At 71.4% G+C, this 21,235-nt stretch carries 17 protein-coding genes; 7 read left to right on the forward strand and 10 right to left on the reverse strand.

The window, feature by feature from the left end; all coding sequences use genetic code 11:
• Positions 1-194 precede the first annotated feature (194 nt).
• The gene (locus ABZS40_RS22375; protein WP_354945261.1) at positions 195-785 is read left to right on the forward strand and encodes a type II toxin-antitoxin system antitoxin SocA domain-containing protein; all 591 of its coding nucleotides are present in this window, start codon (positions 195-197) and stop codon (positions 783-785) included.
• 85 nt (positions 786-870) lie between these two features.
• On the forward strand, positions 871-1,359 hold the full coding sequence (locus ABZS40_RS22380) for a Fic family protein (RefSeq protein WP_354945262.1): 489 nt from the start codon (positions 871-873) through the stop codon (positions 1,357-1,359).
• 86 nt (positions 1,360-1,445) lie between these two features.
• Here the strand turns inward: ABZS40_RS22380 and ABZS40_RS22385 are convergent, their stop codons facing one another.
• The 4 genes from ABZS40_RS22385 to ABZS40_RS22400 all read right to left on the reverse strand — a co-directional run bounded on the left by ABZS40_RS22385 (position 1,446) and on the right by ABZS40_RS22400 (position 3,372).
• Complete coding sequence (locus ABZS40_RS22385) at positions 1,446-1,931, reverse strand: hypothetical protein (protein ID WP_354945263.1); 486 nt, start codon at positions 1,929-1,931, stop codon at positions 1,446-1,448.
• Positions 1,928-2,356 carry a hypothetical protein gene (locus ABZS40_RS22390; protein WP_354945264.1) on the reverse strand — a complete coding sequence of 143 codons (429 nt, stop codon included), beginning with the start codon at positions 2,354-2,356 and terminating at the stop codon, positions 1,928-1,930. The genes ABZS40_RS22385 and ABZS40_RS22390 overlap by 4 nt, the downstream gene beginning before the upstream one ends.
• Positions 2,357-2,692: 336 nt before the next feature.
• Positions 2,693-2,956: a DUF6244 family protein gene (locus tag ABZS40_RS22395; protein ID WP_030489032.1), complete on the reverse strand. Its 264-nt coding sequence runs from the start codon at positions 2,954-2,956 to the stop codon at positions 2,693-2,695.
• Positions 2,957-3,153: 197 nt separating this feature from the next.
• Positions 3,154-3,372, reverse strand: a complete 219-nt coding sequence (locus ABZS40_RS22400) for a winged helix-turn-helix domain-containing protein (protein ID WP_252418405.1) — start codon at positions 3,370-3,372, stop codon at positions 3,154-3,156.
• A gap of 354 nt (positions 3,373-3,726) precedes the next feature.
• Here ABZS40_RS22400 and ABZS40_RS22405 point away from each other — a divergent pair, with 354 nt between their 5' ends.
• Genes ABZS40_RS22405 through ABZS40_RS22415 form a run of 3 tightly spaced genes read left to right on the forward strand, consistent with a single transcriptional unit; the run spans position 3,727 to position 5,056 of the window.
• A complete protein-coding gene (locus tag ABZS40_RS22405; protein ID WP_354945266.1) occupies positions 3,727-3,882 on the forward strand; it encodes a hypothetical protein in 156 nt (51 codons plus the stop codon).
• Complete coding sequence (locus tag ABZS40_RS22410) at positions 3,879-4,589, forward strand: hypothetical protein (protein ID WP_354945268.1); 711 nt, start codon at positions 3,879-3,881, stop codon at positions 4,587-4,589. Before ABZS40_RS22405 ends, ABZS40_RS22410 begins: the two co-directional genes overlap by 4 nt.
• A complete protein-coding gene (locus ABZS40_RS22415) occupies positions 4,583-5,056 on the forward strand; it encodes a hypothetical protein (RefSeq protein WP_354945269.1) in 474 nt (157 codons plus the stop codon). Before ABZS40_RS22410 ends, ABZS40_RS22415 begins: the two co-directional genes overlap by 7 nt.
• A gap of 121 nt (positions 5,057-5,177) precedes the next feature.
• On the opposite strand, the gene ABZS40_RS22420 is transcribed toward ABZS40_RS22415, so the two are convergent.
• Positions 5,178-5,819, reverse strand: a complete 642-nt coding sequence (locus ABZS40_RS22420; RefSeq protein ID WP_354945270.1) for a hypothetical protein — start codon at positions 5,817-5,819, stop codon at positions 5,178-5,180.
• A gap of 381 nt (positions 5,820-6,200) precedes the next feature.
• Between ABZS40_RS22420 and ABZS40_RS22425 the strand changes: the two genes are divergently transcribed.
• On the forward strand, positions 6,201-6,758 hold the full coding sequence (locus ABZS40_RS22425; protein WP_354945271.1) for a hypothetical protein: 558 nt from the start codon (positions 6,201-6,203) through the stop codon (positions 6,756-6,758).
• A gap of 64 nt (positions 6,759-6,822) precedes the next feature.
• Here ABZS40_RS22425 and ABZS40_RS22430 read toward each other — a convergent pair whose 3' ends face one another.
• The 3 genes from ABZS40_RS22430 to ABZS40_RS22440 form a co-directional block, all read right to left on the reverse strand.
• Entirely contained in the window at positions 6,823-7,731 is a 909-nt protein-coding gene (locus ABZS40_RS22430; RefSeq protein ID WP_354945272.1) for a hypothetical protein, read from the reverse strand.
• 2 nt (positions 7,732-7,733) lie between these two features.
• Positions 7,734-10,280, reverse strand: a complete 2,547-nt coding sequence (locus ABZS40_RS22435) for an FtsK/SpoIIIE domain-containing protein (RefSeq protein WP_354945273.1) — start codon at positions 10,278-10,280, stop codon at positions 7,734-7,736.
• A 97-nt stretch (positions 10,281-10,377) separates the two neighbouring features.
• Positions 10,378-13,071 (reverse strand): hypothetical protein, encoded by a 2,694-nt coding sequence (locus ABZS40_RS22440; RefSeq protein WP_354945274.1) that lies wholly within the window; start codon positions 13,069-13,071, stop codon positions 10,378-10,380.
• A 145-nt stretch (positions 13,072-13,216) separates the two neighbouring features.
• Between ABZS40_RS22440 and ABZS40_RS22445 the strand changes: the two genes are divergently transcribed.
• Complete coding sequence (locus ABZS40_RS22445; RefSeq protein ID WP_354945275.1) at positions 13,217-14,749, forward strand: M1 family metallopeptidase; 1,533 nt, start codon at positions 13,217-13,219, stop codon at positions 14,747-14,749.
• Between the two features lie 154 nt (positions 14,750-14,903).
• Here ABZS40_RS22445 and ABZS40_RS22450 read toward each other — a convergent pair whose 3' ends face one another.
• Positions 14,904-16,439 (reverse strand): glutamate synthase subunit beta, encoded by a 1,536-nt coding sequence (locus tag ABZS40_RS22450; protein WP_354945276.1) that lies wholly within the window; start codon positions 16,437-16,439, stop codon positions 14,904-14,906.
• Entirely contained in the window at positions 16,432-21,135 is a 4,704-nt protein-coding gene (gene gltB, locus ABZS40_RS22455) for a glutamate synthase large subunit (protein WP_354945277.1), read from the reverse strand. The genes ABZS40_RS22450 and gltB overlap by 8 nt, the downstream gene beginning before the upstream one ends.
• Positions 21,136-21,235: the final 100 nt, after the last annotated feature.

Genomic DNA, 21,235 nt, shown 5'->3' on the forward strand with positions numbered 1-21,235 from the left:
CCGCTTTGCACAGCCCGCACCACGCGCGGTGACAGCTTTCCGACAGCAGCAACAACCCTTCTCGAACATACGTTCTACCGCCTGGTTCGCCACGGCAGATAGGATCGAAGTCGACTCGACACCAGCCCAGAGTCAGCGAAATCTCCGGCCGATCGCTAGTCTCGAAGCCAGGCCAGGGCAGGGGGTGTTACCAGATGGCTACCGCTCACGATGTCGCAGCGGCAGTGCTCAGCAAACTCGGCAGTGTCACCGCGATGAAGCTGGAAAAGCTCGTGTACTACTGCCAGGGGTGGCATCTGGCACGCGAGGGAGCCTTGTTGTTCCCCGAGCCGATCGAAGCTTGGCGGGAGGGCCCCGTCGTCCCACCCCTCTACCGTCACCACCGTAGGCAGCTCACCGTGTCCGAGTGGCCACACGGGGAGGCCTCACACCTGACGCCAGATCAACACAGGACCGTCCAGTGGGTCACTGATGAGTACGGCAAGTTCTCGGCAAGCGAGCTGTCCCTCATGACGCACAACGAGCTGCCCTGGAGAGCCGCCCGAGGTGCGCTCCCCGAGTCAGCCAGCTCATCGGCAAGGATAAGCACCGACCTCATGCGGACGTACTATGCGCGGCAGATCGCGAATACGGAGACTGCTGTCGGTCTAGCCACTGCGAACGCCGCCCTGGAAGGCAAAGAGTTCGACCAGGACTGGCAGGACAAGCTCCGCGATGTGGCATCGGGTCTGATCAGCGCGGACGAGCTGGTCTCTCAAGAGATTGCTCGCCTCAAGGGTGCATGATCCGTACTGTTGGCCAGGGATCGCCTGCCTCAAGAACAAGTTAGGAATCACGGATCCCGACATCCTTCGGGAGGCGGAGTTCCGCTTGACCTCGATTCGTGAGGTTCAAGCATCCCGAATGATGATCCCGGGCAGCTATGGCCTTGACCACCTACAGGCGTTCCATCGGAAGCTGTTCGGCGATCTTTACGACTGGGCCGGGCAGACCAGGACCGTCGACATCAGTAAGCCAGGAGCACGCTTCTGTCACTGGCGATACATCGACGACCAAGTGAGCACGATCCTTAGCGGGCTCAGCAAGGACGGCTTTCTTCTTGGCCTGAAGCACGAAGCGTTCGTCGAGACACTCGCTCACTACTACGGCGAGTTGAACGTCTGTCACCCCTTCCGTGAGGGCAACGGCCGAACGGTCCGATCGTTCCTCCGGCAACTCGGCGCCGCCGCGGGCTTTTTGCTTGACTGGTCGGAGCTGAACGAAGCTGACAACATCGCAGCGTGCCACGAACACCTGGCCACCACAGACAAGAGCATGCTTGTGACGGTCCTGCGTCCGGTCGTCCGCCGGTTGAGTTGACGCCGCCGGTGGTAGAAGGCGCTCTTCTGCGGCCTCGCGCCGATCTGAAAGCTCATCCCGAAGCGAAGGGACGCGAGGTCCGTACCTCAGCCGCAGGTGAGTTCATGACCTGCATCCGGAAAGGCGGGATTGCCTGTCTGTGTCGCAGTGACTTTCCGCGCAACCGCCCGCAGGCTGTCCCCGGTCAAGCCCTCCGGGCCCGTCAACACATTCACGGCCACACCGGGTGCGACCAGCCAAAACGCCTCGACGGCACCGATCAGCCCAGGGCCCTCGACGTGCTGGAAATCGCTGAAGGCCCAGTCGTCGAGATCGTGCTCGTGATACTCGGCCAGGAAGTCGCGTAGCTCGGCGAGGGCGCCCAGCCGATCGCCTCGGAGCACGTGCACCCGCAGGTCCACTTGGTCGCCCTCCTCGACCTGGCGTTCCCAGACGCGGGTGGCGAAACTGACGTCCTCCCACTCGGAGGCGAAGTCCGAAACCAGGTCACCAACGTCCGGCGGTAGATAGCCGATGCGGAAACCGTCCAGCTCGCCGCCGTCCCGGACTACCGGGTGTGGCACGCCGGTCACCCCGCCGACTCCATGGCGGTCCAGATCTCGTCGAGGTAGTTCCACCAGCGCTGGTCATTGAGTCGGAAGCTAGTGAGCAAGAAGCCACCGACCACGAAGGTGTTACCCACGACATCAGCGCGGTCGGTCGAACTGGCGGCGATATCACCGCTGGCCGCTGCCGCCAGCAGCCTGCCCAAGTCCTCACGAGGACCGAGATTTACCCAGGAGGACTCGCTGGCAACGATTTTGTCGGCCAGTCCCAGTAGCTCGGCTTCGGCCGCACCATTGCGGAACACGTCTTTGACAATGAAGCCGACGACGAAAACCGAGTAGCGAAAGGCCGTCTCGGCTTCGCGCTCGTCGAGTCCGGCGAGCGCTGCCACAAGGCGATCACCATCCTTCGCAATGACGGCTCGGTAAGCCTCCCGCACCGCCTCCTCCACGCGTCCGTCAACCCGCATTGCTGTCCCTCCGTCTCTGGCGCCTGTCCCACCATGTCGTAACCGTGTCAACAGTGGAGCCGAGTATCACGAGTCCAACACCCACGATCTTGTTCGGTGCCACCAAGACACCAAGCACGCCGCTGGTCAACCCAACCCCCTGCGGTGAATAGGCGACAAGAGCGTCCACGCGGCGCTCCCATCGGGGCGCTTCCGATTCCCGCTCGCGTGGTTGAAGAGCCTCAGGCGCAGGGCGAGCTGGCCGATCAACCGCCGGCTCGCGCGGTGGAACCGCAGGTCGCACGGGTGGATGGCGGGTTGTGCTACCACCACCCGTGGTCAGTTTCCCAGCGCTCGAACCTTGGCGATCGTCTCCTGCACGTGCTGCTTGGCAGGGTCGCCACCCTGGGACGCCTGCGCGAGCGCCTGACGGTACGAATCGATCATGCCGACCAGCGGACCGGCGGCTACACCCTCCAGCGCACCGGCGACGAGTGCCCGCGCCTCGGCCGCGTCCTGTGCTGCCGCTGCGGTCTTGGCCTTCGCCTCGTCCAGCTTCTGCGACGCCGCCGCCAACCTCGCGATGATCTGTGCTGCGCTCACGCGCACCTCCCCGTGATGGACCATCGCCTCCGCCATCGCACCGGCAGAGACCACATGGGAGCGTACGAGATTCGCGCACCCAGCGCGACCGCGTGATCGCTCCCGGCACCAGGTTCGCTACTCCAGGAACGCGCCGCTGGGCCGATCTTGCAGCTTCGGCCGCCGAGAGGCGTGGAATGCGGATTGGCCCTAGCTACTCAACGCTCCGCGACGTACACGCCCACGCCGGGCACACCAACCACGAGTCCTTCAGCCTTCAGGGTGAGCATCGCATTGCGCACGACGATCGCGGAGACGCCGTGAATCTGACAGAGCTGCGTGGTCGAGGGCAGCTTGTCGCCGGGCGACAACTCGCCCGAGGCGATCTGCTTGCGGATGTGCTCGGCAAGCTCAACCCACTTGGGGCTTGGTGGCATGGCGGTACTCCCTGGTCAGCACCGCCATTCGACCACTCTTCACCTTGTTATCGCAAGTGATAGCTTGACTGCGATAGCTTGTTATCCTAGGCTCCGAACTGAGCGAGTTCCCTGGTCAGCACCCGAGGAGCTGGCTCGTTCCCACCGCGCAGGAAGCGCCCGGTCGGTCGGTCCCCCCGTTCGGCCGGGCGTGCCGGGGCGTGCCCGCACGCCGCCCCGACGCAAGAGCCGTGAGCAGCTAGGACGACGCGACGGGAGCCCTGGATGCCCGATCGACCTGACGAATCCCCCACCGATCCACCAGCCCCAGCCCCAGCCCCAGCCCCAGCCCCAGCCGAGCAACGCCACCGCCTTATGTCCGATCAGGACGTCGAGGACGCCGACGATGTTCTCTTCGCCCATCCGCCCCGCGTGGTGCGTCGCTGGCTCTGCGAGTGCGGCGTCGACTACCCCTGTGCCGAGGTTCGCTTCGCTCTCCTGGTCAAATCCAATGCCGAGGCGGACGAATGAGCACCGACAGTCTGGACGATCTACGTGCCGCCTGGCTGGCGACCATCTCCGCTGCCGACCGGGCCGGTGCGCAGTTGCACGGGACAGGTCCACCCGGCCGGCGGCTGCCCTGGCAGGACGCGGTCACGGAGTGCTGGCGGGCGTTGAGCCTGGTCTACGCCGGCTTGGCCGCCGATCGGCAGTCACCGGGAGGCTCGGTCGGGGACCTGCTCGTCGGTCTGCACGCTGCTCGGATCGACGCGGACCGGGCCGCCGCGCTGGCTGCCCGTGTCCGTTGGCGGTTGATCGCGACCGAGGACCGGCTGCGGCGTACCCGGAAGGTGGCGGACGTGGTCGCGGCCCGGCACTTCGCGGCGGCGATCACCCGGTTGGACCTGGTCGTCGCCCGGCTCGCGGTCGGCGGCTGCCGGATCGAGCGTTCGGTGGCGGCACTGACGGGCCACTCAATGGCAGCACCTGCCTGCCATTCGGTGGCAGCACCGGACGGAGAGCCCGCAGCACCGCCCCGGCCCGCCGACCACGACAACGACAACGACGCCGACCACGACAGGGCCAGCGGCGCCGACAGGGCCAGCGACGCCGGCAGTGCCGAAGTGATCGCCCGCGGTTGCCGGGCGGCGAGCGCGCTGGTTACCAGGCGGCATCGACTGACCAGGCAACGCGCACACCGGAGGGCATTCACGATGATCAAGGAGCGACGATGGTGACCGATCCGCACGCGGCGCTGCGCGGCCTGCTGACCGGGCGGCTGCGCGGCCACGAGCGCCGGCTGGGCCGGTTCGCCGAGTCGGACTGGCTGCGGTACGCGGATCTGCTCGCCGGTGCGCTGTTGGTGGCGGTACGGCGGCGGTTCGTCGCGGGGCAGGATCGCGCGCCGGTGATCCGGTTCGTGGCGTCCGCTCGGGAACGCTACGACGCGACCGGGCGCGACGTTGACCCGGTGCTGGCCGAGGCGCTGGTGTGGGCGGCGCTCGGTGAGCGTCCGCCCGTGCCCCACAACGTGGCGGCGATCGTCGCGCGGACGGTGCTGCTGCTCGGCCTGCTCGAAGACGAAGGTCTCACCGACCGCGAACTCGACGAAATTCTGGTGGCCGCCGCACACACCGCCGACGACTCGGCGCACGGCGCGGATCCCCAGCAGGTAGGCGCACCACTCGAGTCCGACCGACGCTGAGCCAGCCTAAGATCGACACGAGGTTGCTGAAGTCGGGGTATCCCGCTGGCACGGATACCCCGACTTCCGTGAAACCGAGTGGATCATGCCCGTCGGGGAGCTCGGCCCGCCCGGCGGCGCGCTACGGGGACGGCGGGCCGTTCTGGGCCCGGGTGATCAGATCGTGCAGCGGCTTGGTGCCGCTGCCGACCATCACACCGGTCACTACGGCATCGACCCAGACTGCCACTCCGTTCCAGTCGCCGCCGGCGACCGCGTGCAGCACGTAGAACCCGCCGGCGCTGGACGCCACGGTGGCCAACCCGCTGGCGAGACCCCACGCGACGATGGTGCGGATCGCCTTCGCCCGCGCGACCTTGGCGGTGGCCACGGCGACCGCCGCGCGGTCAGACTCGGTGGGGCCGTCGACCCGGCTGGTCACGTCGGCCACCGTTCGGGACAGCGCGGCCTCGGCGGCGCGTCCGGGCAGCCACCGCGAGAACGGTTCCAGGATCCGCTCGACCGCTGCGGCGAAGACCAACAGGGTGAGGAAGACACCGGTGGTGTCCTCGGGCTGGATCTTCGCCGCGGAGGCGCCGCTGCGCCAGATCAGCCAACCCCCGACCGCGCCGACGGCGATCAGCCCGAAGCCGGCGACCACCACGCTCGGACCGGCCTGCTGTAATGCCGCGACGACCGACAGCCCTGACTCCTGTTCGGAGCGAGGCGTCGCCGCATCGGCGTTGACCGGCGACGAAACGGCAAGCCCGCCCCCTGCCCGCATCGGCTCAACCTGGGTGGACGTGTGTCCCTGCAATTCCCTGACCAACCTTTCGACCGACCTACCGCTCAGGAGACGCCGAGGTGTGACGATCCGGAGCCCCGGCGAGCGGATTGCGTACCGACAGCGCTCGGGGCGCGAGACTACGGCACCGAGGCGAACACAATGGATGGCGGCATCTCCTGCGTCCAGGTGGCCGGAGAGACCGAGGCGCTCCCGGCAATGTGGCACGGAGTGGAGTGGTCGGGTGCAGGCCACCACGGCAGGTTTGGGGGCAATGCCCGAGCACGAAACCTCATAGACTCGTTGGTCGGAAAAGGAGTGGTACCGACCTCCTCAACCATTTGACAGGGGCCGGCCAGGTGGCTGAGGGAGTGATGCGGGTTGACGTCTCGGCAGACAGGCACAGACACGGCCGGCCGTGGTCGCCGGGCCCATCTCATCGGGCTGTCCGGCGGTCTCCTCGGGATCCTCGCTCTCCTGCTCGTCGTCACCGTCGCGACCGGTGACGGGCAGAGCATCCTCAGCAGCCTCCAGTCATCGTCGTCGGCACCAGGCGCGCCCAGTCCGACCCCGGAATCTCGGGCACCCGCCGACCGGGCCTGCATCGCCAAGACCAAGGGCCAGGATGCGGTGGCGTACTTCCAACGGGACATCCCCGAGGGCCGGTGGGGAGAACCGCTGCGGGGCACCGCCTCGACGGCCAGTGAGCCGTACGTGCTGTGGCTCTTCGACGCTCAGTGTGAACCGCACCGGGCGATCGAGGTGCCGGCGCGAACCAGTCGCACGTTCAAGGCCCAGCTGGGTCAGGTCTGGTACTACGCCGAGGCGTCAGCGGGGCAGCCCGCCGACGGCTGTTCCTGCCGCGTCTTCAGCCCGTCGAACAGCGGCGCCGAGCAGAGGTTCAGCGACGCCGGCAGCATCACCTACCACCTGGACTAGCCAGTCGACGGCGGAGTGGATCACGCGGGAGGAGCCGTCGCAGCCGACCCGGCCAACCACACAGTCAGCGCAGGCCGCGGACCATCAGCAGGTAGGCGCAGTAGGCCATCGGCACCACCAGGAAACAGATCAGGAACCCGAGCGGCAGGTACCGCGGCGGGGTGCCGGCGACCATCGCGGGCCGCCCCCACCGGCCCAGCACCAGGTACCCGCCGAAGAACGCCACCGCCGGCAACCCCGCGCAGATCCACGCGCCGAGGGTGAACCCGTCCACCAGACCGACCCCGGAGGCGAGCACCAGCATCAGCACGAGCACCCCGGCCGCCGCGCCGCACCCGGCGTAGACGGCGACCGCCCGGGCCAGCGGCGACCACGTCGGCAGCAGCGCCGGCCGCTGGGCCAGCAACTCCGCCTGCTGCCCGTGCCGGTCGGCCTCGTCGGCCATCCGCCGGGCCAGCTCCAACTCCACCGCCGGGTCGGCCGCCGCCGCGCGCTGCGCGGGCACACCGCCGCCCGCCGGGCTCACCGCCGTCGGCAGCGCCAGCCGCGCCTCCCCCGCCGGCAGCTGGGGGTACGCCCCGACCCCCGCCCGCCCCGGCGCGCCGGCTGCGCCGACAGATTCCCCGTCCCCGGTTCCGGGTGCGGTAGGTGCGCCGGGAACGGAGGGCGAGCCGGAGCCGGGAGCCGAGGGCGACCCGGCGCCGGACGGTGGGCCGGGCCAGGCGGCGGTCTCACCCTGCGCCACTGGGCCTGAGTCGGGGGCAGCAGTAGTGGCAGGGGGTGGCTGGTCGACGCCGATGGCTCGGCCGAGCTGGTCGAGGCGCTGCCCCTGGGCGTTCAGCCGCTGCTGGAGGTAGTCGACGGCGGCGTGCAGGTCCCGGCGGCGGGCGGACTCGGCGGCGGCGTGCTGTTCCCCCGCACGGTGCTGGGCGGAGAGTTGTCGGGCCAGCGCGGCGAACTCCTCGAAGGACACTGTCACCGCTCCCCGTCCGGCTCGTGCCCGTCGCCGACGAACGGGACGATCAGCCGGGTGCGCTGGTCGTGCCGGTCGATGAGCAGCGCCCGGTCGGGGCGGGGCGTGTAGGCCAGGTCGTGCGCTCCGAGGTGCAGGGCCAGTTCGGCGCCGGGCACGTTGAGCGCGACCAGGCAGGCGACGTCGTCGCGGTTCTGGGTGCCGCCGAGGTCGTCGGCGAGCCGACGTAGCCCCCGCCACCAGCCGAGCAGGTGCACGCCCTGCCCGGGGCCCTGACGCAGGACGGTACGCAGGTCGTCCAGGCCGGAGCGGAACGTGCCGGGGTCGCTGGCCCCGAGGACGGGCGCGGCGGCGTCCATGCCGAACACCACCACGTATTCGCGGCCGGTGGGCTCGGCGGCCAGCGCGGCGATCCGGTCGCGCAGCCCGGCCGCGTCGAGGCGCCGCACCGGGTGGCTGGCGGCCCGCAGAATCGCCTCGGTGTCGTCGGCGACCGGGTCGGCGACGGTGACCAGGCAGGCCAGGTGGAAGCGGGCGTCGCCGGGGGTGTGCTGGCGGGCCAGGCTGAGCGTCGCGGCGCGCAGCACGTCCGCGCCGGTCGGTGCGGTGCCCACCACGGCGAGGTGCCGACCGGGGGTGGTGTCCATCAGGAACAGTGCTGTGGTGCCGTGCACGTCGACGGTTCGGCCGACCAGGGCCATCGGGCGTCGACCACCGGGGCGCAACCCGGCGAACGTCGGGTCGTCCTCGATCCGCGCGGCTTCGTACCCCTTGAAGACCGCAGGCGCCCGCGAGCCCGGCGGGCGGGCCTGCCACAGGTCGTGGCGCAGGGCGGCGAGGTCCGCCGCGGCGGCGTGCGCGTCGGGGAAGCGCAGCACTGTGTCGGCGCCGACCGCGCCGGCGGCGGTGTTGACCACGGCGGAGCCGACCGGCAGGGCCGCGGCGGCGTCGTTGAGCTGGTCGAGCACCCCACCGCCGCCGGGCAGCGCCACCCGCAACGCGAACTGCCCGAAGATCGCCTCGGCCCGCCCGTAGAGGGCTTCGATGCCGGTCATGCTCTGGCTGGCGAGCACCAGGTGGATGCCGTACGAGCGGCCCTTGCGGGCCAACTCCTCCAGCAGGTCGACGGATTCGCGGGCCAGCGCGTCGTTACCGGCGAGCAGCACGTGGAACTCGTCGATGACCGTCACGATGCGCGGCAGCGGATTGTCAGGGGGCAGGTCGGCGAGCTTGGTGACGCCGTGCCGTTTGAGTGCTGTGGCCCGGCGCTGCGCCTCCCGGCGCAGCTCGCGCAGCACGGCGAGACCGTACTCGCGGTCGGATTCGATGCCGACGGCGCGGGCGTGCGGCAGCCAGGACGGGTCCCGGCCGGTGGGCACGAACTCGGTGAAGCTCACGCCCTCCTTGAAGTCGAGCAGGTAGAGCTGCAACTCGGCCGGCGGGTAGCGGGCGGCCAGCCCGTAGAGGACGTCGAGGAGGAAGACGGTCTTGCCGGCGCCGGTGCGCCCGCCGACCAGCCAGTGCGGGGTGGCGTCGTCGAAGGCGAGCGTCAGCGCGGCGCCGAGGGCTGCGCCGCCGCCGGCCCGGCCGATCACCGTACGCAGGCCGTTGCCGGCGGACTCGGCCCAGCGCCGTTCGGGCAGCAGATCGGTGAAGGGCAGCGCGTCGGCGCGGCGGGTGACGGTGCCGAGGTGCTCGGCGAGCGCGCGTACCGAGGCGGGCGGCGGGTCGCCGTCGAGCAGGACGGGTGCGGCGAGCCCGCTGCCGTCGGCGCTGAACGGGGCGCCGGGTGGGTCGCCGACGTGCGCGTACCCCTGGCTGAGCCGCACCGCTGTGGTGCCGCCCAGCGGAGGCGCGGTCTCGCCGGGCAGCCGGGACGGGTGGCCGGCGAGCAGCACGCACACGGCGGCGGCCGGGCCGGCGTGGGTGAGCGCGGCGAGCCGGGCCAGCTCGCGCGGCGGTGGCGCGGCGGTGGCGACCACCACCAGCAGGCGGCGGGCGGCGGGCTGACCGTGCTGCGCCGCGCGGGCGTGCTGCTCGGCGGAGTCCAGCAGCGCGGCCACCTCGGCCTCGCCGGTGGCCGGCGGGTCGAGCACCCCGGCGTCGAGCAGTGGTCGCAGCGGGCCGAAGGTGGCGCCGAGCGCTGCGGTGTCGATGCCGGCGACGCGGACCTGACCGGGCGGCGCGGTGGCGACCAGCCGTAGCACCAGCGCCCGCAGCAGCCCGGCGACCTGCGGGTCCCGGGCGTCGGTGTCCACTGCGAGGTGGTGGCCGCCGCCCAGCGGAACCAGCACCGGAAAGGTGCCGTCCGCTGTGGACGCCTCGCCGATCCGCACCGCGGCCGGCTCGTCGGTCAGCGGCGTGACGCCCGGGGCGGGGGTGGCCAGGGCGCCGCCGACGCGGGCGAGGCGGGCCACCAGGTCGTCGGCGCCGAAAGGCGCGACGAAGGTCGGCGCCGCCCCCAGGACGCTGCGGGCACTGTCCAGATGCGCCCGAGCCGCCCGGTGGGAGTTGACCGCCTGCCCGTACGCCGACGCGAGCCTGCCCACCCTCTGCCCCCAACGCCACGGCCGCCTGGTCCCAGGAACCCTAACGGACACCGACGGCACCCGGACAGTCCTGCGAGGACGTGTCACGCCGGACCGGTCAGGCGGGGCCGCACGCCGCCGGGCCGGACGCGTCGGCCGCCCCGCAGCGGAACACCTCCACCGGCGCCCTCGCCACGTCGGGCACCTGCTCCACCCGCATCAGGGCCAGCCGCTTGTCGACCGGCTCCCCCGAGTCGGGCGTGAAGCGGATCAGCCCGGCCACTCCCGGGTAGCCCTGTCCGGCGTTCTGCCGGAGCACCTCCGCGTGCACGCCCACCGGGTTGACCGAATTCGGCTCCCAGCGTTGCCGGGGGTCGGCGTGGTGCAGCCGGGCGGCGAGGCTCTCCACCGCCCGGACCAGCATCATCGACGCGTCGTAGGCGAGGCTGACCCGCTCGCCGACCTGCTCCTCCGAGCCGGGCCGGCAGCGCGGCGGGTCGAGCAGGTCGTCGGCCTGGATCCAGGACAGGAAGCTGGCCCGTGCGTCGTCGCGCCGGTCCTGGGCGGCCCGCAGCGCCGCGCAGGTGGCCAGGGCCGCCTTGGAGACGTACGTGACGGGCAGGTTGCCGGGCGCGGCGGCGCGCAGCCCCGGGTTGGCCATGTACCGGTTGGCCGAGTCGTCGGCGACGAGGTGTCGGGGCGGGTTGCCGCCACACTCGCGCAGCGCCCGCAGGAAACCGTCGAACTCCGACCAACGGCCGGCGTAGAAGAGCATCCCGGTGTAGCCGCACTCGTCGACCAGCCGCTGCCCGTTGCGCCACTCGTCGAGGCGGGTGATCCGGGGGCCGAACTGTTGTCGGAGCCCGTCGACGAGGGTGCCCACGTAGAGATCCTCGGTGAGCGAGCTGCCCTCCAGTGTGGTGTAGAAGACGTGTGCCTCGTTGACCTTCAGCACCTGTTTGGCGTACGCGTCGACCAGCTTCACCTGGTCCTTGTTCGGGGCGGAGATCTGGAGGTAGAGGCGGGAGTTGGCGTCCATCTTGTCGGCGGAGAGGGTGGGCGCCAGCACCGGCAGCCCGACCTGGTTCAGCTCGCGCAGCGCGCGGGCGGTGCTGGTGCGGCTCTCCACCAGCCCGACCACCCCGAGCACCGTGGGGTCCTCCCGGGCCAGCTCGGCCAGCATCGCCACGGCCCGGTCAGCGTAGATCATCTGTTTACCGCCGTTGGCCACCACGATCCGCAGCAGCGCCGCGCCGTTGGCGCCGGCCGACTCCTTCAGCAGCGCGTACTGGGCGGTGGCCATGCCTTCCAGTTCCTCCCGCTCGGAGACGTACGACTCCTCGTCCGCGCGGGTCAGGTTGCCGGTGAGGGTGCCGAGGTAGACCAGTGTGAGGAAGGGCCGACGTCGGTCGCTGCGCTGCCAGACCTCCTCGGCGGCGCGGTTCTGGGCGAAGATGCGCCGCTGGACGGTCCGCAGCCCCTCCTGGCCGGGGTCGTTGTTGAACACCTGCGCGGCGCTGTCGCTGTAGCCGACACACTCGCCGCTCGCGGCCACCTCGACCGACACCTGGCCGGTGAGCGAGGGGTGACAGCCCGGCCCCCACCGGCTCGCCACCCACAGGCCGAGCGTCGCCACCAGCACCAGGCACAGCGCGGTCGGCAGGAAGCGCCGCGACCACCAGGGCGGGTCGGGCGCGGAGAACGGCCGCACACCGGCACGGGAGGGTGGGCCGGTGTCGGTGTCGTCGGGGCGCAGCGCCACGAGCCAGGCGGCCGGGCGGCGCAGGCGGCGCATCTCCGGCAACGCCTCAACCCACTCGTCGAACGCCTCGTCGGCCTCGGTCAACGGGTGCGGTTCGGGCAGTTCCGGCGGGGGCTGCACGCCGGACGCGATGATGAGCAGCGGGTCGTTGCGGCCGGTCTCGGTGCGGACGTCGCCGATCAGGCGGACCAGTTCACCGCCGACGTTGCCGGGGGCGACGTGATCGATCAGCAGCGCCGGATACGCGGTGCGCCGCCAGTCCGACGGACGCCACGGCCGACGCCGGTACGCCTGCCGCAGGTCCTCCAGGAACGCGTGCAGCAGCAGCTTGTTGACCTGGTCGGGTTGTTCCCCGTCGCGCCAGCCCGCGGTGAGGCGCTCGGCGAAGCCGAGGAAGGTGACCGACTGCCGGGGCGCCAGATACTGCTGACGCATGAACCAGTTGTAGTGCCGCCCGAGCACCGGCACCCGACCGGAGACGGCAGCCCGGAAGACCACCCCCGGCACCGCGCGACGGACCAGCCAGAGCAGCACCTGCGAGACGATGCTCACCGCGTCGCCGCCGGACGGCAACGCCTCCGGCGTGCGTGGGCCCTTGCGGTCACGCAGCCGGCGGACCAGGGCGGCGCGGCTGTCGTCGGCGTCGACGCCAGGGCTGAGGCTCTGCTGCATCAGCCAGTCGGCGAGCGGGTAGTGCCGGAAGCGCAGTCGGGCGGCGCCGAACGCCTCCAGGGAGAGCTGCCTGTGCAGTTCGCGCAGCAGCGCCGGCACGTCCCCGGCGCCGGGCGCCAGGTCGGCGTCGAGCACGGCGTGCGGGACCCGCCGCCGGGGGCCCTGGCCGAGGAACCGGCGCAGCGGCACCATCAGATCCGCTCTGTCGGAGCGGACCAGCCACAGCAGCGGCAGCCGGCGGTCGCCGCGGCGGGGTCGCCGCAGCAGCCGGGCGAGCAGCGCGAACAACTCCAAGCCGCCGGCCGGTAGCCGTTCCCGGCCCGCTGTGGACTGCCGTTGGCCGATCAATTCCCGCTTGGGCAACTCCGAGCGCCGCACGTGTCACCTCCGATCAACACAGTGTGACCTTGCGGTGCAAGGCGCGCCAGAGGGCGACGACCGCCGATGGGTGTGGCGGGCCGGCGACGTTCACAGTTGTCGATTAGGTTTGCCTGGCGAACACCCGATGGAGGGAGTCCACCCCGTGCGACGAGTCCTCACGGCGGCCACCACCGCCCTGACCCTCACCACCGCCGGCACCATGCTCGCCGGCACCCCCGGCCAGGCCGCCCCGACGGGCTGGGGCCGTCCGGTCGTCTCCGCCGCGCCGCAACCCGGCGCGCCCGGACTGGGCGACAGTTACTTCCCCGACTACGGCAACGGCGGCTACGACGTCGAGCACTACGACGTCCGGCTGCGCTACGAACCGGCCACCGACCTGCTCACCGGCACCACCACCATCCTCGCCACCGCCACCCAGGACCTCTCGACGTTCAATCTGGACTTCCTGCTCGACGTCGAGTCGGTGCGGGTCAACGGTTGGGCGGCGAGCACCAGCACGGCGGGGGCGCACGAGTTGGTGGTCACCCCGGCCCGCACTGTGACCCGGGGCCAGCAGATCACCATCGTCGTGCGCTACTCCGGTGTCCCGTCGGAGGCCCTGGTCAACGGTTACACCGGCTGGACGCGTACCGACGACGGCGCCCTCGCCGTCAACGAGCCCGAGTCGGCGTGGTGGTGGTTCCCGAGCAACGACCACCCACTGGACAAGGCCACCTACGACATCTCGGTGTCGGTGCCCACCGGCGTCGAGGTGATCAGCAACGGTGTGCAGCCGAGGCCGCCGCTGGCCGAGGCCGGCAACCGCACCCGGTGGATCTGGCGGACCACCTCTCCCACCGCCACCTACCTGGCCTTCATGGCCATCGGCCAGTACGACATCGTCACCGACACCACGCCGAGCGGCCAGCCGGTGATCAACGCTTACAGCACCTCGCTGGGCGCCCTCGGGCCGGCCGCGCGGGCCAGCATCGAGCGGACCGCCGAGATCGTCGACTGGGAGAGCGGGATCTTCGGCCCGTACCCGTTCGAGGCGCAGGGCGGCGTGGCCGGGCCGATCGACGGCATCGGCTTCGCCCTGGAGACGCAGACCCGACCGGTGTACGGGCCGGGCTTCTGGCGACGTGGCGCCAACACCTACGTGGTGACGCACGAGCTTGCCCACCAGTGGTTCGGCGACTCGGTCTCGGTGGCCGACTGGCGCAACATCTGGCTCAACGAGGGCTTCGCCTCGTACGCCGAGTGGCTCTGGTCGGAGGAGCAGGGCGAGGGCACCGCCCAGGAGGTCTTCGACTTCACCTACGCCAGCTACCCGGCTGACGACGAGTTCTGGCAGGTGCTGCCCGGTGACCCGGGTGCCGCTCGGGTCTTCGACAACGCCGTCTACGACCGGGGCGCGATGACCCTGCACCAGCTGCGGCTGGCCGTCGGCGACGACGCGTTCTTCGAGATCCTGCCGACCTGGACTGCCGAGCGCCGCTACGGCAACGGCACCATCGAGCAGTTCCAGGCGCTGGCCGAGCGGATCTCCGGGCTGGACCTGGACGACCTCTTCACCACCTGGCTGTTCACCGCCGGCCGACCCGATGTGGCCAGCGCCGCCCGTAAGGCCGCCCCGCCAACGGAGCCGAAGTCCTGGGCCAAGATCCGCGAGTCGCATGACCTGATGTCGCACTAGCCCCCACCCACCCGCGTCGATCATGGAGTTGTGGTGCCCCACATATCGGGCGAGGGCGCAGCTTCCGCCCACCACAACTTCATGATCGACCGGCGCGGGGCGGCGGGGCGCGCGGGGGCGGGGCTCCCGGAGCCGGACCCCGGACGCCCGCACCTCAGCGAGCGGCGAGGGCCTGCGCGGCCGGGCCCACCGGGGCCGGCAACGCACCAACACCGCCCAGATAGCCGTGGATGGCGGCGGCGACCGCCCGCCCCTCGGCGATGGCCCAGACGATCAACGAGGCGCCCCGGTGCATGTCACCGGCCACGAACACCCCGTCGGCGTCGGTCTGCCAGTCGTCGCGGGCGTCGATGGCGCCCCGAGGGTTGCGGGCCACGCCGAACTGGGCCAGCAGCGGCTGCTGCTCGGTGCCCTCGAAGCCGATCGCCAGCAGCACCAGATCGGCCGGCAGCTCCCGCTCGGAGCCCGGCACCACAGTGACGACCCGCCGGCCGTCGCGCTTCTCCACTGTCACCTCGGCGATCCGCACCGCCCGCACCTGGCCGGTGCCGTCGTCCACGAACTCCTGCACCGCCACGGCGAAGACCCGCTCGCCACCCTCCTCGTGCGCCGGGTAGCTGCGCAGCACCCACGGCCAGGTCGGCCACGGGTCCCGAGCCTCGTCGCGCTCCTGCGGCGGCTGCGGGTACAGGTCGAGCTGGTGCACGCCCGCGGCGCCCTGGCGGTGCGCGACGCCGAGACAGTCGGCCGCCGTGTCACCGCCACCGATGATCAGCACGTGCTTGCCGGCGGCGTCGATCGGGGTGCCGTCCGGCAACACCGCCCGCGCCAGCCGGCGCTCACCGGTGGCCACCACGCCGGCCTGGTCGGTGGCCGCGGTGGCGACCGCGCGATTCGCCGCGACCAGGTGCGCCATCGCCTGGTGTACGCCCCGAAGCGCCCGCCCCGGGGTCTCCGGGGTGTCCCGGCCCTGCAACGCCCCAGCGGCCAGCAGCACCGCGTCGTGCTCGGCGCGCAACTGCTCGGCGGTGACGTCCACCCCGACGTTCACACCGGTGCGGAAGCGCACCCCCTCGGCGGTGAGCTGGGTCAGCCGGGCGTCGATGTGTCGCTTCTCCAACTTGAAGTCGGGAATGCCGTACCGGAGCAGGCCACCGATCGCGTCGTCGCGTTCGTACACCGTCACCGCGTGACCGGCGCGGGCCAACTGCTGCGCGGCGGCGAGGCCGGCGGGCCCGGAGCCGACGACGGCGACCGACCGGCCCGACGGCGCCGGCACCGGGCGGGGGGTGAACCCGCGCGCCGCGGCGGCGTCGGCGATCTCCACCTCGACCTGCTTGATGGTCACCGGTTGACCGCCGGAGATGCCGAGCACGCAGGCCGCCTCGCAGGGCGCCGGGCAGAGCCGGCCGGTGAACTCCGGGAAGTTGTTGGTGGCGTGCAGCGACTCCACAGCGGCGTCCCAGTTGCCGGTACGCACCAGGTCGTTCCAGTCCGGGATGCGGTTGCCCAGCGGGCAGCCGTCGTGACAGAACGGGATGCCGCAGTCCATGCATCGGGTGGCCTGCTCACGGACCAACTCCTCGCCGGCCGGCGGGTACACCTCCCGCCAGTCACTGATCCGCACCGGCACCGGGCGGCGGGCCGGCAGTTGCCGGTCGTAGCGCAGGAAACCGTTCGGGTCAGGCACGTGCCACCTCCTGGGCAGCCACCCGCGGGGCGGGCGGCACCGGCGCGGCGGTGGCGCTGAGCGCGCCCATCACCGCGTCGTCGACGTCGCGGCCGGCTGCTTCGGCGGCCCGCATGATCTCCAGCACCCGGCGGTAGTCGCTGGGTACCACAGCGGTGAACTCGGCCACCGCCTCCGGCCACCGCTTGAGCAGCTCCTCGGCGACCGCCGACCCGGTCTCGGCCACGTGCCGTTGGACCAGCTCGTGCAGCAGCGACTGCTCCTGCTCGCCCAGCGGCAACAGGTCGACCAGCTCCGCGTTGACCCGGGCCCGGTCCAGGTGGTGCACGTAGGCCGTACCGCCGGACATGCCGGCCGCGAAGTTCCGGCCGGTCGCGCCGAGCACCACCACAGTGCCGCCGGTCATGTACTCGCAGCCATGGTCGCCGACGCCCTCGACCACGGCGATCGCGCCGGAGTTACGCACCGCGAACCGCTCCCCCACCCGGCCACGCAGGAAGACCTCCCCCGCCGTGGCCCCGTACAGGATGGTGTTGCCGGCGATGATCTGATCCTCGGCCCGCTGCCCCGGCTCGGCGTCCGGGTCGAGGAACGGCGCGGCGGCGTCCGGGCGGACGATGAGCCGACCCCCGGAGAGGCCCTTGCCCACGTAGTCGTTGGCGTCGCCGTGCAGGCGCAGGGTCACCCCGCGCGGCAGGAACGCGCCGAACGACTGCCCAGCCGTGCCGTGCAGCACGAACTCGATGGTGTCCTCGGGAAGGCCGGCGCCGCCGAAACGACGGGTCACCTCACCGCCGAGCATCGCGCCGACGCTGCGGTGCTCGTTGCGCACCGCCACCTCGACACGCACCGGTGCCCCGTCCGTCAGGGCCGGACGGGCCAGCGCTATCAGCTCGTTGTCGAGCGCCTGCTCCAGGCCGTGATCCTGCGCGCGGACCCCGCGTCGGGCTGCACCGGCGGGCAGCTCCGGCAGGTGCAGGACGGGTGCCAGGTCCAACCCGTGCGCCTTCCAGTGCGTCAGCGCCGGGGCCACGTCGAGCAGCTCGGACTGCCCGATCGCCTCCTCGATCGAGGAGAAACCCAGCTCGGCCAGGTACCCCCGGACCTCCTCGGCGAGGAAGAGGAAGAAGTTCTCCACGAACTCCGGCTTGCCGGTGAAGCGCTCCCGCAGCACCGGGTTCTGGGTGGCGATGCCGACCGGGCAGGTGTCCAGGTGGCAGACCCGCATCATCACGCAGCCCTCGACGATCAGCGGCGCGGTCGCGAAGCCGAACTCCTCCGCGCCGAGCAGCGCCGCGACCAGCACGTCCCGGCCGGTCTTGAGCTGGCCGTCGACCTGCACGGTGACCCGGTCGCGCAGCTTGTTGAGCAACAGCGTCTGCTGCGCCTCGGCCAGCCCCAGCTCCCACGGGGTGCCGGCGTGCTTGAGCGAGTTCATCGGGGAGGCGCCCGTGCCGCCGTCGTGGCCGGAGATCAAAATGACGTCCGCCTTGAGCTTCGCCACCCCGGCGGCGACGGTGCCGACGCCGACCTCGCTGACCAGCTTGACGTGCACCCGGGCCGCCGGATTGACGCACTTCAGGTCGTGCACCAACTGGGCGAGGTCCTCAATGGAATAGATGTCGTGGTGCGGCGGCGGGGAGATCAGACCCACGCCGGGGGTGGCGTGCCGGGTCCGGGCGATCCACGGCCACACCTTGTTGCCGGGCAGCTGACCGCCCTCGCCCGGCTTGGCGCCCTGGGCCATCTTGATCTGGAGGTCGTCGGCGTTGACCAGGTATTCGCTTGTCACACCGAAGCGGCCGCTGGCGATCTGCTTGACCGCCGAACGGCGGGCCGGGTCGTGCAGCCGCTCGACGTCCTCGCCACCCTCACCGGTGTTGGACTTGCCGCCGAGCCGGTTCATGGCGATGGCGAGCGTCTCGTGCGCCTCCGCCGAGATCGACCCGTACGACATGGCGCCGGTGGCGAACCGCTTGACGATCTCGGTGGCCGGCTCGACCTCCTCGATCGGCACCGCCGGACGGACCCCGGTGCGCAGTGTGAACAGCCCGCGCAGCGACCCGGCCTGCGCGGCGAGCGCGTCGACCTTGGCGGTGTACTGCCGGAAGACGTCGTACTGCCGGCTGCGGGTGGCGTGTTGCAGCAGGAAGACCGTCTCCGGGTTGAACAGGTGCAGCTCACCCTCGCGGCGCCACTGGTACTCGCCACCGACCTCCAACCGGTCGGAGGTGGCGGTGCCGGCCGGCGGCCAGGCCAGCGCGTGCCGGGCGGCCACCTCGGTGTGCACGCCGGCGAGACCCACCCCGCCGATGCGGCTGGGGGTGCCCCGGAAGTAGCGCTCGACCAGCCGGCTGTCCAGGCCGACCGCCTCGAAGACCTGCGCCCCGCAGTACGAGGAGACCGTCGAGATGCCCATCTTGGACATGATCTTCAGGACGCCCTTGCCGAGCGCCTTCGCGTAGTTGCGCACCGCGGCGGCGGGCTCGACTCCGGCCAGCGCGCCAGTGTGGATCATGTCCTCCACCGACTCGAACGCCAGGTACGGGTTGACCGCCGCCGCGCCGTAACCGATCAGCACCGCCGCGTGGTGCACCTCCCGGCAGTCCCCGGACTCGACGATCAGCGCCGCCCGCGTACGGGTCTGCTCGCGAACCAGGTGCTGGTGCACGGCGGCGGTGAGCAGCAGCGACGGGATAGGCGCCAGGTCGGCGTTGGAGTCCCGGTCGGAGAGCACCAGGATGCGTACGCCGTCCTCGATCGCCTCGGAGACGTGCCGGCAGATCTCGGTCAGCCGTGCCTTGATCCCGGCGGCGCCCTCCCGGATCCGGTACAGCCCGGAGACCCGGACCGCCTTGAAGCCGGGCAGGTCGCCGTCCTCGTCGATGGAGAGGATCTTCGCCAGCTCGTCGTTGTCGATGATCGGGTGCGGGAGCACGATCTGCCGGCAGCTCGCGGCGCCCGGGTCGAGCAGGTTGCCCTCCGGCCCGATGGTCGACGCAAGGCTGGTCACCAACTCCTCGCGGATGGCGTCCAGCGGCGGGTTGGTGACCTGGGCGAAGAGCTGGTGGAAGTAGTCGTAGAGCAGCCGCGGCCGGGTGGACAACGGCGCGATCGGGGTGTCCGTACCCATCGAGCCGAGCGGCTCGACGCCGGTGCGGGCCATCGGCCCGAGCAGGATCTTCAGCTCTTCCACCGTGTAGCCGAAGGTCTGCTGCCGGCGGCGCACCGAGTCGTGCGTGTAGACGGTGTGCTCGCGCGCCGGCAGGTCGTTCAGCTCGATCAGCCCGGCGTGCAACCACTCGCCGTACGGCTGGGCGGCGGCCAACTCGGACTTGATCTCCTCGTCGTGCACGATCCGCCCGGCCACGGTGTCGACCAGGAACATCCGGCCCGGCTGGAGGCGCCCCTTGGCGACCACATGGGCCGGGTCGAGGTCGAGGACGCCCGCCTCGGAGCCGAGCACCACGAGGCCGTCGTCGGTCTGCCACCAGCGCCCCGGGCGCAGCCCGTTGCGGTCCAGCACCGCGCCGACGATCTCGCCGTCGGTGAAGGCCACCGACGCCGGGCCGTCCCACGGCTCCATGAGGCTGGCGTGGAAGCGGTAGAAGGCGCGCTTGGCCGGGTCCATCCCCGGGTCGTTCTCCCAGGCCTCGGGGATCATCATGAGCACCGCGTGCGGCAGGCTCCGTCCGGCCAGGTGCAGCAGCTCCAGGACCTCGTCGAAGTTCGCCGAGTCAGAGGCGGCGGGGGTGCAGACCGGGAAGACCCGCCGGATGTTGCCCGGCACGTTCGGCGAGCGCAGGAGCGCCTCGCGGGCCTGCATCCAGTTGCGGTTGCCCCGGATCGTGTTGATCTCGCCGTTGTGGGCGATGAACCGGTACGGGTGCGCCAGCGGCCAGGACGGGAAGGTGTTTGTGGAGAAGCGGGAGTGCACCAGCGCGATGGCGCTGTCCACCCGCTCGTCGCGCAGGTCCGGGTAGAACGCCGGCAACTGGTCGGGCGTGAGCATGCCCTTGTAGACCATGGTGCGGCTGGACAGCGACGGGAAGTACGCCGGCACGCCGCGCTCAGCGGTCTCCCGCTCGGCCTGCTTGCGCAGACAGAACGCCACCCGGTCCAGCTCGATGCCGCTCAGCGGGGAGCCGGCCGGCCCGTCGGGCGCGTCGGTGAGGCGGTGCGCGGCCAGGAAGAGCTGCCGGACCCGGGGCATCGCCGCCAGGGCGGTCTCGCCCAGGTCACTCGGGTCGATCGGCACGTCCCGCCAGCCGAGCAGGTCGGCGCCCTCGACCACTGCGTACTTTTCAACCACCCGACGGGCACGCGCCTCGGCGGCATCGTCGTCGGGAAGGAAGACCAGCCCCGTGGCGTACTCGCCCGCCGGGGGAAGCGCGACGTCGGCCACCGCGCGCAGGAACGCGTCGGGCACCTGGATCATGATGCCGGCGCCGTCGCCGGTGTTCGGCTCCGCGCCGCGGGCGCCCCGGTGGTCCAGCCGACAGAGCGCGCCGAGCCCGTTGGCGACGACCGAGTGTGAACGCCGGCCGTGCAGGTCCGCCACGAAGGCCACGCCGCAGGCGTCGTGCTCCTGCGCTGGGTCGTAGAGGCCCTGGGCGGACGGACGGAGGTGGGGCGTCGGGGACGCCTGCGGGCTGTGTGGGTGCGGCTGTTCTGTGTCCGCGTACGGCTGAGCCACCGGGCCTCCTGTCGTCACTCAGGTTGGATCATGGTGGGGACGACGTCGGCCCGTGGGTCTATTGAGTCTACGTTAGGGCCGGGGTCGCACGGCCACCCGA

The organism is Micromonospora sp. NPDC005324 (assembly GCF_040607155.1).
Classification (GTDB): domain Bacteria; phylum Actinomycetota; class Actinomycetes; order Mycobacteriales; family Micromonosporaceae; genus Micromonospora; species Micromonospora trifolii.